Here is a 13,420-nt window from a genome sequence, read left to right as displayed (position 1 = left end):
AGTCGATATCGACCCCCCTACGCCCAGGGGCGCGGGTTACTGGGGGGCGTACCGACCCCACGGCGCGGGGGGGGCCACCGGTCGACCGGTGGCCCCGCCGTCCCGAGGCCGGTGCCGAGGCCCGGCCCGCCCCCGATGTCAGCCGTTCGGTGGACAGCCGGTGTACGTCGGTCGGTCGTCCTGTCCACCGGCCCCCCGGCGGCAGGCTGACGCATGTCAGCGAACGGGCCGGAGCGGGCCGAAATCGGGGAGCCGGGAACCATGAGCATCGCCACCATCGCCTGCACGAAGAACACCACCGCCGCCACGGCCGGCACCTCCGCCCCCGCCCCGGTCGTCGAGGCCCCCAGGGGGCTGCCCGCCTGGTACTTCGCGATGGTGGGCGTGTCGGTCGGCGGCTGCGACGTGGCGCAGGGCTACCCGTCCCTGTGGGCGTACCTGATCCCGCTCGTGGTGGTGAACCTCGTCGTCTCGTTCACCGTGATGCGGGCCCGGATGAGGTTCTTCAAGGCGATGATGCGCGACAGCCACACCCGGATGCTCGCCCTGGCCCTGGTCGCCATCCGCTTCGGCCTGCGCCTGCTGATCCACCTGGTCGGCTTCGAACTCGCCGCGCAGACCGGCCACCTGGTCGTCGGCGTCGTGATGGGCCTGTTCGCCACGTTCAGCGCGATGATCGACCAGTGGCTGATCATCCGCGCCCTGGACCGCGCGAACACGAACGCCGCCGCGCGGGTCGCGGGCTGACCTCGGTCCCGCTCCGGGAACCGCGTCTTCGTACCCGACTCCGCGAGGCGTGATCGCGAAAGACGTGCCGCCGCCCGGCGCGGGCTCCCCTTCGGGGCTCGGGCCGGGCGGCGGGGGATGGGGAACCGGCCTCAGACCAGGGCCGGTTCGCGGGTTTCGGCGGGGGTATCGGGGGTGGGCTCGGGGAGCTGGTTCTCCCTGGCCCGCTTCGGGAGGAGGAAGCCCAGGGCGAAGGCGACCGCGGTCAGGGCGAGGGCCAGGAGGGTGGTGCGCCGGATCGCGTCGAGCGAGGAGCGGATGTGGGTGTCCGCGCTCGCCTCGGCGACCGCGGCGGTCGCGGCGGGCGGCACCCGGAGGGTGCGGCAGCTGGCCGGGACGGTGTCCGGGTCGGTGGCGTTCTCCCGGTCGTCCAGGCAGGCCCGCAGGCCGGCCACGATCGAGTCCTGCGTCCCGGTCGGCACGCCCGCCGCGCTCATCTCCGCACGCAGCCCGGGCGCCGCCGAGGTGTCGAAGTTGTGCGTGGCCTGGGCGCCGATCACCCCGAAGAACACCGTGCCCAGGACCGCGATGCCCAGCGAGGCGCCGAGCTGCTGCAGGGATTCCAGCGCACCGGACGCCGAGCCGACCTCGTGGTCCTCGACCTCGCCCATGATGATGTCGAAGACCGGGACGAAGATCATCCCCATCCCGAGGCCGAACACCGCCAGCGGGCCGAGCAGGTCGCCGCTGCCCAGATCCGTCTCGGCCTGCCTGAAGACCAGGTAGAGCCAGCCCGTCCCCGCCGCCATCACGGTCAGCCCGATGTGCAGGATGCGCCGACCCAGCTTGCCCATCACCGCACCGCTGAACCCGGATCCGAAGAACGCGCCGAGCGCCCACGCGCCCATGGTCAGGCTCGCCCGGGTCGGCGTGTACCCGAGGCTCATCTGCAGGAACAGCCCGATCGCCATCGAGATGCCGACGATCGCGCCGAAGAACACCATGACGAACCCGACGCCCGAGGCGTACGACCGGCGCCGGAACACCCCGAGCCGGATCAGCGGCACCCGACCGGCCGCCTGCCGCCGCAGCTGGTACACCGCGAACCCGGCGAGCACCGGCAGCGACGCGCCGCACTCGATCAACGACCAGAGCGGCCAGCCCAGTTCGCGGCCCTGCACCAGCGGGTGCACCAGCATGAAGGTGCCGACCCCGGCGAGCACCATGCCGATCACGTCCAGCCGCCCGCCGGTCTCGCTCGGCGCCACCTTCGGCAACGTCCGCCCGCCGACGAACAGCACGAAGGCGCCCAGCGGGAGGTTGATCAGGAAGATCATCCGCCACCCGGTGCCGAACACGTCGCCGTCCACGAGCACACCCGCGACGATCGGCCCGAGCACCGTGGACAACCCGATCGCCGGGCCGAACACCGCGAACGCCCTGCCGAGTTCGGCCGGCGGGAACAGGTCCCGGAGCAGCCCGAACGTCTGCGGAATCATCAGCGCCCCGAACAACCCCTGGAGCACCCGCGCCACGATCAGCGTCTCCGGCGACCATGCCGCGGCGCAGGCCACCGACAGGGCGATGAAGCCGACCACGCCGACCATCAGCATGAACTTGCGGCCGTACATGTCGCCGAGCCGCGCGCCGGTGAGCAGGCCCACCGCGAGGGCCAGCGTGTAGCCGGCCGCGATCCACTGGAGGCTGGAGTAGCCGCCGCCCAGGTCCCGGCGGATCGCCGGTGCCGCGACGCCCACCACGCTGGAGTCGAGCAGGTTCATCAAGGTGGCGGCCAACACCGCCAGCAGTCCGATCCAACGCTGCCGGGTGCCGACGACGGGCCGGGAGGACGGGGACGACGGGGTGGCGAGGGTCTGCTCGCCGCTGATTTCCGGGCTCTTTTCCACGCCTCCGACACTAGGGGTCAAACAGGCAAGGTTCGTTCCTGTTTATCCGGCGCGGAGCCGGCAGACTTCGGCTCATGTTGGAAACCTCCGCGCGCCTGTTGCGCATGCTCTCGCTGATGCAGACGCGGCCCGACTGGACCGGACCCGAACTCGCCGAACGGCTCGGGGTGAGCGGCCGGACGGTCCGCTACGACATCGAGCGTCTGCGCAGTCTGGGCTATCCGGTCGACGCACGTCGAGGGGTGGTCGGCGGCTACCGGCTCGGCGCGGGCAAGGCGCTGCCGCCCCTGCTGCTCGACGACGAGGAGGCGGTCAGCGTCGTGGTCGGTCTGCGGATCGCCGCGGGCAGCGTCGTGGACGGCATGGACGAGGCGATGCTGCGCGCGCTCGGCAAGCTCGACCAGGTGCTCCCGTCCCGGCTGCACCGCCGGGTCAAGGCGCTGCAGAAGTACACCGTGCCGGTGCGCGCGACCGGCCCGGCGGTGGACATGGACGTGATGACCGTACTCGCCGGCGCCTGCCGCGACCACGAGCAACTGCGCTTCCGCTACAGCTCGCACGACGGCAAGGAGTCCTCGCGCCGGGTCGAGCCCTATCGCCTCGTGCACCGGATGGGCCGCTGGTACCTGGTCGCGTGGGACCTGGAGCGCTCGGACTGGCGCACCTTCCGGCTGGACCGGATCACCCCGCGCCCCCCGCACGGACCGCGCTTCGCCCCGCGCGAGTTGCCCGCCGACGGGGATGTGGCCGCCTTCGTCAACCAGGGCGTGCAGAACGCGCGCGGGCAGTACCGGGCCCGGGTCCTGGTGCACGCCCCGATCGGCACGGTCGCCGACCGGGTGCCGCCCGCCTTCGGCTCGTTCGCGGTGATCGACGAGGAGACCTGCGTCTTCGAGACCAGCGCCCCCAGCATCGAGAGCCTGGCCGTCTACATCGGCCTGCTCGACGCCGACTTCGAAATCGAGGACCCGCCCGAACTGGTCGACCACATCCGAACCCTGGCCCGCCGCTACACGGCGGCCACCCCGGCCGCCGAGCCCGAACCGGCCGAGGAAGCGTCCCGAGGCTGACACGACAACGCCCCCGACCCCTTCGGCACGAGGGGATCGGGGGCGTCGGTTCGGGGTGCGTCAGACGGAGACCGGTTCGCGGTCCGGCGTCTTCTGGAGCGGGACGTGCGGCTTGGCCGGCTCGTCGGGGGCTTCCAGGTCACGCGGGTTGTTGTACATCTCCAGGTCGAGCGTCTTCTCCCGCGCGGAGACCAGGATCGGCACGACCACCTGCCCGGCCACGTTCGTGGCGGTGCGCATCATGTCCAGGATCGGGTCGATCGCCAGGAGCAGGGCGACGCCGGCCAGCGGCAGGTTCACCGTGCTGAGCGTGAGGGTCAGCATGATGATGGCGCCGGTGAGACCGGCGGTGGCCGCCGAGCCGATCACCGAGACGAACGCGATCAGCAGGTATTCCTTGATGCCCAGGTTCACGCCGTAGACCTCGGCCACGAAGATCGCGGCGATCGCCGGGTAGATCGCGGCGCAACCGTCCATCTTGGTGGTGGCGCCGAACGGCACCGCGAAGGACGCGTAGTCCTTCGGCACGCCCAGGCGCTCGGTGACCTTCTGGGTGACCGGCATGGTGCCGACCGAGGAGCGGGAGACGAAGGCGAGCTGGATGGCCGGCCACGCGCCCTTGAAGTAGTTGAGCGGGTTGACCTTGCCCACCAGCCAGAGCAGCAGCGGGTAGACCACGAACATCACCAGCGCGCAACCGATGTAGATGTCGGCGGTGAACGTGCCCAGCGGCTTGATCAGGTCCCAGCCGTAGGTGGCGACCGAGGTGCCGATCAGGCCGAGCGTGCCCAGCGGGGACAGCTTGATGACCCACCACAGCGCCTTCTGGATGATCTCCAGAACCAGTTCGGCGCCCTTGACCAGCGGCTCGGCCTTCGCGCCGACCGACAGGATCGCGGAGCCGAGCACGACCGCGAGGAACACGATCTGCAGGACCTTGACCTCGGAGAACGCGGTGACGATGTTGGTCGGGATGATGCCGGTGAGGAAGTCGAGCCAGTCGCCGTTGGTCTTCGGCGCCTTGCCCGGGTCGGCCGGCAGCTTGAAGCCGTCACCCGGGTTGGTGATCAGCCCGATGGTCAGGCCGATGGCGACCGCGATCAGCGACGTGATCAGGAACCACATCAGCGTGCGGGCGGCGAGCCGGGCCGCGTTGTTCACGTTGCGCAGGTTCACCACGCTGACCAGGATCGCGGTGAACACCAGCGGCGGTACGGCCAGCTTGAGCAGCTGGACGAAGATCGTGCCGATCTGGTCGAGCGTCTCGGTCAGCCACGAGACGCTGTACTCCTTGGCGATGAAGCCGAGGACCACACCGAGCACGAGGCCGGCGGCTATCTGCGCCCAAAAGGGCGTTCGCTTCAATGTCTTGAGGGAATCGACTGCTGATGACAAGGCAGGGCTCCTGAACGGGCACCGTGGGGGACGGAGGGTGGCGGTACGGAGCGGCCGTGAACCTGCGCATCAAAAGGCACCCGAGTGCCCGCAGGAAGAACTACGAGGAAGCGTTACTTCGCGCAGAACGGCCGCAAAAGGCCGACGTGCGGGCGATCGGGACGACGAGCGTGAAGGCGTCGACCCGACAGGGGCACGGCAGCGGTCAGCCGCAACACAGCGCGGTGGCGCAACGGCCCAGGTCGACATGACGACGTGACACGAGCGGGAAACCCACCGCACCGTGCGTCATCTGCGTGTCGCCTGCACCGATCATGACGCGAGGATAGCGACAGCAAACCGATAAACGCAAAGAATTACGGAACGGACACCGGTGGACACCGAGGGACACCGCCGGCCACACCTCGCTTACCCGACGTCCCAGGGCACGACGCACCCGGCCCGTCCCGGGCAGCCGGCACCCGGCGTCCCGACTAGGAGGCCTCTCGGGCGCGCGGGGAGATCGCGCCCGTCGCCTCGTCCTCGGCGCGGTTGTCCTCGGCGATCCGGGCCTTGGCCGCCTGCACCCGGTTGTACAGGGCCTCGGACATGGCCTCGCGCTGCGCGTTGAGGAACCGGTAGCTGATCACCGCCGAAAGCCCCGCGGCGATGGCGATCGCGATGAAGACGTTGCCGCCGCCTTCCATGTCGAACAGGCTGAACACGCCCATGGCCGCCGCGAACAGCGCGGCGAAGATGCCGAGCCGGTAGAGCGAGTAGCGCAGCGCGGGATTCGACATGGTCACCTTCGGTTCCACTGGCGGACGCGGTACGAGAGGCCGCGGGCGCGAACCCGGGCCGCCACTACCAGTCAAGCATCCCCCATTTCGGACCCGGATCCCGACCCCGAATCGGCGATCCGTTCCGACTCAGGGACCCAGCCCGTTGATGCCGTCCAGGATCATGCCCTCCCAGTAGCCGCCCGGCTCGGCCCAGGCGAGCGGGTCCACCGACGACAGCAGGTCGACCGCGATCGACTCCCACACGTCGTGGATGCCGATCCCGAACCGCTCGCCCTGCCGATGCATCCGGCCGATCACCCACATCGTGAAGGCGAGCGTGGACAGGTCGGTGTCGAGCGTGTCCAGGAACGGCTCGTCGCCGCCGGTGTTCCAGCGCCGGACCACGCCGGTACGGCCGTCCACGAGCAGATCGCCGTCCTCGCTGACATAGCCGAGCACCACCAGGTGCTCCGCGTCGGCCGGCGGCTCCGGCTCGTCGTCCCAGTCCGCCCGGCGCTCGGCGGCCAACTCCGCCAGGGTCGGCAGCGGCTTGCCGTCGCTGCGCATGTCCAGATACGCCCACGCGTCGATCAGCCCGACGTCGAGCAGGAACCGTCGGGTCGGCTCGTGCGTGATCGCGGCCGGCAACTGCCGCTCCTCGTAGCCGGAGAACTCGTTCTCGTAGACCAGGTCGAGCATCGCCGGCGTGATCCGCACCGCCAGCCCCTCCCCGGGCAGCGCCGCGCGGCGCAGTTGCCACAGCGCGAAGGAGGTGTGCCAGAACGAGTGCCCCGGGTTCAGCTCGGGTTCGGTCTCGCCGAGCAGGTCGATCAGTTCCTCGGCGGTGCGCACCGGGCCACGGCCGGGGCGGATCGCCTCGACCAGGGCGCAGTTGCGCACCAGCGTGGACACGTCGACGGACATCAGCGCCGGATCGCCGTACCGCTCCTCGGCGAACACCCGGCCGGTCGCGCCGTCGAGCAGCACCGCCTGGTCGGCCGTGCGCGGCGAGCCGTAGGCGCCGAGCACGACGCGCCCGTCCCGGCCGGGGTCGGGCGCGGCATCGGGCGCGAAGGTGATCAGCGCCGCCCGGCGAGGCAGGCCGACCTCGGCCAGGAACCGCCGGGTCGGCTCGTGGGCGATCCCGGGCAGGTCGCATCGGAGCACCTCGTCGGGCCCGAACCACTCCTCGACGTCGCGCCGGGTGATCGCGATCCGCAACGCGTCAGCCATACGGCAGTCCTCCCGCCTCGTCGTCGAACACGTTCGGCCGGTACGCGGCCGGCCCGCGATCGGGTCCACGCCGGCGAGCACGGCGGTCGGGATCGCGGCCGGGCCGTCGTGGTCGTCGGTGATCGCGAACTCGCGGGCGGTCCGGGTCCGGGCGCACCGGCGACGCGTCGACCGATCCGACGTCGCGGAGAAAGCGCCGGGACGGCGCGTGGGAGTCGAGCACGTCGTGGATGTTCCCCGAGGGGATCCGTACCACCCGCTCCGGCCCGAGTTCGGCGGTCGCCTCCTTGTGCGTGCGCCCGAACCGCGGCCCTCCTCGACCGGGCGACCCGGGCGCGTGCGGCAGCGGCCACCCCGGCAGCGCGGCCTCGGCGACGGGGCCGAACCCGCACGAACGCCGCCGCGTCCGCGCAGCGTCCCGCATCGCCCCGGCTCCCCCGTCGCCGATCGTCCGGGGCCGCGTCGGCTCAGAGCTTCATCGGCTGCGGCGTGTCGCGCCGGGCCGGGTCCGGGCCCTCGTACTCGCGCAGCGTCTCGTAGCGCGTGTTGCGCTCCACCGGACGAAAGCCCGCGTCCCGGATCAGTTCGAGCAGGTCGTCGCGGGTCATCTTGTTCGGCGTACCGAAGTCGTCGGCGTCGTGGGTGATCTTGTACTCCACCACCGAGCCGTCGAGGTCGTCCGCGCCGTGGTTGAGCGCGAGTTGCGCGGTGGCCAGCCCGTGCATCACCCAGAAGCACTTCACGTGCGGGACGTTGTCGAACATCAGCCGCGAGACCGCGAACACCTTCAGCGCCTCGGCGCCGGTGGCCATCGTGGTCCGGGCCTGGAGCCGGTTGCGGACGATGCCGTCCTTGCTGTCGTGGAAGTCGTGCTGGTAGCGCAGCGGGATGAAGACCTGGAACCCGCCGGTCTCGTCCTGGAGTTCACGCAGTCGGATCACGTGGTCGACCCGGTGCCTCGGCTCCTCGATGTGGCCGTAGAGCATCGTGCAGGGGGTCTTGAGGCCCTTCGAGTGGGCGAGCCGGTGGATCCGCGACCAGTCCTCCCAGTGCGTGTCGTGGTCGACGATGTGCTGCCGGACCTCCCAGTCGAAGATCTCCGCGCCACCGCCGGTCAGCGACTCCAGGCCCGCGTCCATCAACTCGTCGAGGATGTCCGAGGCGGACAGGCCGGAGATCTTCTCGAACCAGTGGATCTCGGTCGCGGTGAACGCCTTGAGTGCGACGTTCGGCAGCACCTCCTTGAGTGCGCCGAGCGACCTCGGGTAGTAGCGCCACGGCAGGGTCGGGTGCAGGCCGTTGACGATGTGCAGTTCGGTGATCCCGTCCGGCTCCATCTCCTTCGCGAGCCGCACGGCCTCCTCGATGCGCATCGTGTACGCGTCCTTCTCGCCCGGCTTGCGCTGGAACGAGCAGTAGGCGCACGACGCGTTGCACACGTTGGTCATGTTGAGGTGGCGGTTGACGTTGAAGTGCACCTTGTCGGCGTTCTTCACCGTCCGCACGTGGTGCGCGAGCCCGCCGAGCCACGCCAGGTCGTCGCTCGCGTAGAGCGCGATGCCGTCCTCGCGGCTCAGGCGTTCCCCGGCGAAAACCTTGTCCTCGATCTCCCTGCGCAGGCCCGCGTCCATGCGTGAGTACTCCCTCTTGGTCTTCTTGTCCGCCGCTGCGCGGCTTGTACGAGGTTACGCCCGGTACCGGACGCGCCCGCTCAGGCCATCACCTCGGCGTAGAGCGCGGGGTCGACGTTGCCGCCGCTGACCACGGCGACGTGTTCGCGTCCGGCCGGGAGCGCGTCCTCGCGGAAGAGGTAGGCCGCGGTGGCCACCGCGCCGGCGGGTTCGGCGACCAGGCGGGCGCGCAGGCCCAGGAAGCGCATCGCCTCGCGGATCTGGTCCTCGGTGACGGTGACGATGTCGTCCACGTACGCCTGGATGTGCACGAACGGCAGCACGCCCACGGACGTGGTGCGCAGGCCGTCGGCGATGGTGCGGTAGGTCCGCGTGGTGGACCACGTGGTGCGCACGCCGGTACGGAAGGACTCGGCGGCGTCGGCGGCCAGTTCGGGCTCGACGCCGATCACCTTGGTGTGCGGGCTGGTCAGCTTGACCGCGGCGGCGATGCCGGAGATCAGGCCGCCGCCGCTGACCGGGACGAGCACGGTGTCGACGGTGGGCAGGTCCTCGGTGATCTCCAGGCCGGTGGTGCCCTGGCCGGCGATGATCCGCGCGTCGTCGTAGGGCGGTACGAACGCGTAGCCGTGCTCCTCGGCCAGCTCCCCGGCGGCGGTGTCGCGCCGCTCCGGGGTGACGATCACCACCTCCGCGCCCAGCGCGTGGGTGGCGTCGATCTTGACCTGCGGGGTGGTGTCCGGCATCACGATCACGGCCCTGGCGCCGAACAGGCGGGCCGCGTAGGCCACCGCCTGCGCGTGGTTGCCGCTGGAGTGTGCGACGACCCCGCGCGAGCGTTCGGCGTCGGTCAGCGCCGCGATCGCGTTGTACGCGCCGCGGATCTTGAACGCGCCGATCGGTTGCAGGCTCTCCGGCTTGAGCCACAGCGGCCGGTCGGCGTCACCGTGCAGGGACGGCAGCAGGGGGGTGCGTACGGCCGTGCCCGCGATGCGCTTCTGTGCGGCCCGGAGGTCTTCGAGTGTCACCGGATTCGTCATGTCCGCCACCCTACGAGGGCACGTCGACGGCCACTCGGATGCCGGTCGGGGTGCGACTATTCGGTGGGTTCGGGCAGTTCGGCGGCGCGGTACTCCCATTTGGTGGAGAGCACCACGGTGGTTCGGGTGCGGGCCACTCCGCGTGTGCCGGACAGGCGGCGGACCACGTTCTCCAGGCCCTCCATGTCCGAGACCCGGACCTTGAGCATGAAGGAGTCGTCGCCGGCGATGAACCAGCAGTCCTCGATCTCGTCCAGGTCGCGCAGTCGGCGGCTGACGTCGTCGTGGTCGGCCGCGTCGGAGAGCTGGATCCCGATCAGCGCGGTCACGCCCAGGCCGAGCGAGACCGGGTCGACCGAGGCGCGGTAGCCGGTGATCACGCCGGCCTGTTCGAGGCGGTTGATGCGATCGGTGACGCTCGGTCCGGACAGGCCCACCAGTCGGCCCAGTTCGGCGTACGAGGCTCGTCCGTTGCCGCGCAGCGCCTGGATCAGCTTGCGGTCGACGGCATCCATGTCCGTTTCCTCCAGGTATTCGATGGTGTCCACCGGGGGTCCGCCAGGGGACTACTACATGACGCAGGCACAAACCCTCGTCATGCCTGTAATTCATTGGACGGTTTTGATTCTAACCCTTAGAATCAAAGGCATCGGAAGCCACAAGCCTCTGATGACGATTCGTTGGGAGACGACACCGTGTACACCCTGGAGATGGCCCGCGCCCATATGCAGGAACTGCATGAGATCGCGGAACGCTCACGAGCCACCCAGCCGTCGAGCACGCTCGAGCGTGTGAGGCGTCTGGTCGGCCGCCGCAAGACCGGTCGCTGATCACCTCGGCAGATCCGGCACGACCCGCCAAGGCTCCCGTTCTCACGGGGGCCTTTTTGGTTGTGGAAGGGCTGTGGTCGTGGGGCAACGCGTCGGCTCATCCGGTCGCCTCGCGTCTGGCGCCGCCGAGTTCGCCGTCCCAGCGCCGGTACAGGTCGTGGTGGACGCCGAGCACGTCCAGCACCTTGCCCGCGACGAAGTCGACCAGGCGCTGTACGTCCTGCGCACCCGCGTAGAAGGCCGGCGACGCCGGCAGGATCACCGCGCCGGCGTCGTCGAGGCGGACCAGGTGGCGCAGCGTGGTACCGGTCAGCGGGGTCTCGCGCGGCACCACCACCAGCGGACGGCGCTCCTTGAGCGTGACGTCGGCGGCGCGCTGGAGCAGGTCCTTGGACAGGCCGATGGCGATGCCCGCGACCGAGGCTGTGCTGGCCGGGACCACGACCATGCCCTTGGCCGGGTACGAACCGCTCGCCGGTCCCGCGCCCAGGTCGCCGGCCGACCAGTAGCGGACCCGGTCGAGCGCGGCCCCGTCGAGTTTGGTCCACGCGGTGAGGTCGTCGCGCCAGTGCGCGTCCCGGAACGCGATGCCGGTCTCGTCGAGCAGGGTCAACCGGGCGGCCCGGCTGACCACGAGGTCCACCGCCTCCCCGGCGTCGAGCAGCGCGCGCAACACCGCGGCGGCGTACGGCGTACCGGAGGCTCCCGACACACCGACGAGCCACGGGCGTCGTTCTCCCCTATTGCTGTGCTCCGCGTCCATGCCCCCATTGTCGCGTCGCGGGGTCGGCGACTCCCGCAGGGGAGGGGTGTGGCTCGCGCGGTTCGGCCCCGACGCGCCACCCGTGGCGCAATCGGCCGGACGAAGCTGCCTACCATGCGGGTAGGCATCCTTCGTGATGCCATCGATCGTTCCTCGACCGGGAGTTCAACTGTGCGTCCGATCCGGATATCCGCCGCGGCCCTGACCGTTCCCCTGGTCCTGCTCGCCGCCGGTTGTGGCGAGTCGTCCTCGGGAGACCCCTTCGAATCCGTTGCTGCCGGCGGCAACGCCCTCGATCCGAAGGGCCCCTCGAACGAGGGCCTGAGCGTGGAAGCGTTGTCCAAGCAGGCCGAGAACGGCTACAAGGACCTCACGAACCTGCACATCGAGGGAACCGGGAAGATCTACGACGCGCCGGTGGGCGTGGACCTGCGCATCGGTACCGAGAACCGGGCCGAGGGCAAGGTGACCATCCAGGGCAAGGCGCTCGACCTGATCGCGGTCGACAAGGCGTTCTACGTCCGGCTCGCGCCCGGCACCATCCAGACCGTCGTCGACCTGGGCAAGCGGGCCGAGGCGGCATCCCCGTCCGGCAAGTCGGGTTCCTCCTCCCGCGGTGACAAGGACCTGGGAGGACAATTCGACACGATGTTCACCGAGGCCGCCAAGCTGGTCGAGGGCAAATATGTCAAGTTCGGCGACACCGACGCGAGCAGGTTCGGCCAGGACCTGCTGAAGGGCGGCGGCACTCCCTCACTCGACAACCTCTTCGGCTCGAAGCCGGGCTCGGGTTCGCTGTTCGGCTCGGACTCCGACTCGGGCTCCGACTCGTCCGACCCGACCGACAAGCCGAAGCCGACCAAGGGCCCGATCACCGACATCAACGGGGTCAAGACGATCCCGCTGATCGTGAAGGACGCGGACGGCGCGGTCACCACGATCTACGTGGCGGCCAACGGCACACCGTTCCCGGTGCGGGTGACCGCCGACGACAAGGGCGACGGCACCAACGAGGTGACCATCGACCTCAAGTACTCCAAGCTCTCCGGCGGCGTCTCGCCCAAGGCGCCCCCGGCCGGTGAGACGATCGACCTGAACGGCCTGCTGAAGTCCTTCGGCGGTGGCCTGTTCGGCGACGACAAGGCCGCCTGAACCCGGGCCCGTTCGATCCCGCGCGATCCCGGCGCGAACGCACTTCCTCGGCCGTCCCGCATCGCGCGGGGCGGCCGGGTCGCGTTCGGGGTCGGGAGGCGTACGCCGGCGCCCGTATGCCGGGCGCGGGTGCGCGGGAATCGGCCGGATCGAAGGCCCACGACTCGATGGTCCGGCGGCCGATATGTGATCTCCATTCGCGATCTTGGCCGCCGGTCCATTTTGCCTTCACCCGGTCGGGTGCTAATCGCCCGTCGCTCTCGCATGATCTTGCCGGAGTGGTTGACATTCGCCCTCCGACGTCACCATGCTGACAAGCGCGGCCGAATGTTCATGGGTCGGACGCAAGGGCGAGCCGCTCGAGTCGAGCCGCGAAATGTCCGGCAAAATCGAGGAAAGAAGAATCGCCGGTGCCGAATACGAACGTCGAAGAGACCGTTTTCGATCGCCTGGGGGATCTGCCGCAGGTCGCCGCTCTCGTCGACTGGACGCTGCTCGAACTCGACAAGAAATCGGATTCGATCCACCTTTCCTTCACCGCCCTGCCCGAGTTCACCAACCCGGCCGGCAACGTGCACGGCGGATTCATTGTCGCCATGCTCGACGAGTGTATGGGTTCGGCCATCGTCGGACTCACCGACGCGGAGTTCATGCCGGTCACCGTCTCCCTGTCCACCGACTTCGTGAAACCGATTTCCGTGGGTCGGATCCTGGGTACGGGACAGATCACCTCGCGGGGCAACAGCTCGGCCTTTCTGGAGGCGAGGCTGACCGATACGGAGGGCCGGATCCTGGCCCGGGCAATCGGCACCTACCGGCTGCTCCCCTTCCCGAAGCCGCCGGCGAAAACCCGTTAGTTCCCATACCCGTTCCCGTTTCCCTTCCCGCTCCCGGTTCCGCTTTTCGTCATCG

At 69.9% G+C, this 13,420-nt stretch carries 13 protein-coding genes; 5 read left to right on the top strand and 8 right to left on the bottom strand.

The features are described from left to right. The first annotated feature begins 261 nt into the window (after positions 1 to 261). Positions 262 to 747, top strand: a complete 486-nt coding sequence (locus ACFRCG_RS23315; protein WP_380034317.1) for a hypothetical protein — start codon at positions 262 to 264, stop codon at positions 745 to 747. A 131-nt stretch (positions 748 to 878) separates the two neighbouring features. Here the strand turns inward: ACFRCG_RS23315 and ACFRCG_RS23310 are convergent, their stop codons facing one another. Continuing rightward, a complete protein-coding gene (locus ACFRCG_RS23310) occupies positions 879 to 2,633 on the bottom strand; it encodes an MFS transporter (protein ID WP_380034315.1) in 1,755 nt (584 codons plus the stop codon). Between the two features lie 74 nt (positions 2,634 to 2,707). Here ACFRCG_RS23310 and ACFRCG_RS23305 point away from each other — a divergent pair, with 74 nt between their 5' ends. Then, on the top strand, positions 2,708 to 3,703 hold the full coding sequence (locus ACFRCG_RS23305; protein ID WP_380034313.1) for a helix-turn-helix transcriptional regulator: 996 nt from the start codon (positions 2,708 to 2,710) through the stop codon (positions 3,701 to 3,703). A gap of 60 nt (positions 3,704 to 3,763) precedes the next feature. On the opposite strand, the gene ACFRCG_RS23300 is transcribed toward ACFRCG_RS23305, so the two are convergent. The 6 genes from ACFRCG_RS23300 to ACFRCG_RS23275 form a co-directional block, all read right to left on the bottom strand. Next, positions 3,764 to 5,068: a dicarboxylate/amino acid:cation symporter gene (locus ACFRCG_RS23300; RefSeq protein WP_380034311.1), complete on the bottom strand. Its 1,305-nt coding sequence runs from the start codon at positions 5,066 to 5,068 to the stop codon at positions 3,764 to 3,766. A 503-nt stretch (positions 5,069 to 5,571) separates the two neighbouring features. Beyond that, positions 5,572 to 5,877: a DUF4229 domain-containing protein gene (locus tag ACFRCG_RS23295; RefSeq protein ID WP_380000022.1), complete on the bottom strand. Its 306-nt coding sequence runs from the start codon at positions 5,875 to 5,877 to the stop codon at positions 5,572 to 5,574. Positions 5,878 to 6,006: 129 nt separating this feature from the next. Further along, entirely contained in the window at positions 6,007 to 7,092 is a 1,086-nt protein-coding gene (locus ACFRCG_RS23290) for an SUKH-4 family immunity protein (RefSeq protein ID WP_380034309.1), read from the bottom strand. A 467-nt stretch (positions 7,093 to 7,559) separates the two neighbouring features. Beyond that, positions 7,560 to 8,723: an aminofutalosine synthase MqnE gene (mqnE, locus tag ACFRCG_RS23285; protein WP_380034307.1), complete on the bottom strand. Its 1,164-nt coding sequence runs from the start codon at positions 8,721 to 8,723 to the stop codon at positions 7,560 to 7,562. An 80-nt stretch (positions 8,724 to 8,803) separates the two neighbouring features. Then, positions 8,804 to 9,763: a threonine/serine dehydratase gene (locus ACFRCG_RS23280; protein ID WP_380034305.1), complete on the bottom strand. Its 960-nt coding sequence runs from the start codon at positions 9,761 to 9,763 to the stop codon at positions 8,804 to 8,806. A gap of 56 nt (positions 9,764 to 9,819) precedes the next feature. Further along, positions 9,820 to 10,278 (bottom strand): Lrp/AsnC family transcriptional regulator, encoded by a 459-nt coding sequence (locus tag ACFRCG_RS23275; RefSeq protein ID WP_026219445.1) that lies wholly within the window; start codon positions 10,276 to 10,278, stop codon positions 9,820 to 9,822. A 180-nt stretch (positions 10,279 to 10,458) separates the two neighbouring features. On the opposite strand from ACFRCG_RS23275, the gene ACFRCG_RS23270 reads away from it, so the two are divergent. Further along, entirely contained in the window at positions 10,459 to 10,593 is a 135-nt protein-coding gene (locus ACFRCG_RS23270; RefSeq protein ID WP_380034303.1) for a hypothetical protein, read from the top strand. Between the two features lie 97 nt (positions 10,594 to 10,690). Here ACFRCG_RS23270 and ACFRCG_RS23265 read toward each other — a convergent pair whose 3' ends face one another. After that, entirely contained in the window at positions 10,691 to 11,356 is a 666-nt protein-coding gene (locus ACFRCG_RS23265) for a UbiX family flavin prenyltransferase (RefSeq protein ID WP_380034301.1), read from the bottom strand. Between the two features lie 171 nt (positions 11,357 to 11,527). Here ACFRCG_RS23265 and ACFRCG_RS23260 point away from each other — a divergent pair, with 171 nt between their 5' ends. Then, the gene (locus ACFRCG_RS23260) at positions 11,528 to 12,508 is read left to right on the top strand and encodes a hypothetical protein (protein ID WP_380034300.1); all 981 of its coding nucleotides are present in this window, start codon (positions 11,528 to 11,530) and stop codon (positions 12,506 to 12,508) included. Positions 12,509 to 12,918: 410 nt separating this feature from the next. Beyond that, a complete protein-coding gene (locus tag ACFRCG_RS23255) occupies positions 12,919 to 13,365 on the top strand; it encodes a PaaI family thioesterase (protein WP_380034299.1) in 447 nt (148 codons plus the stop codon). The last annotated feature ends 55 nt before the right edge of the window (positions 13,366 to 13,420 follow it).

Source organism: Embleya sp. NPDC056575 (genome assembly GCF_042793325.1).
Taxonomy (GTDB): Bacteria; Actinomycetota; Actinomycetes; order Streptomycetales; family Streptomycetaceae; genus Embleya.
Note: the sequence above shows the minus strand (reverse complement) of the source record. Positions and strands in the feature narration are given on the sequence as shown.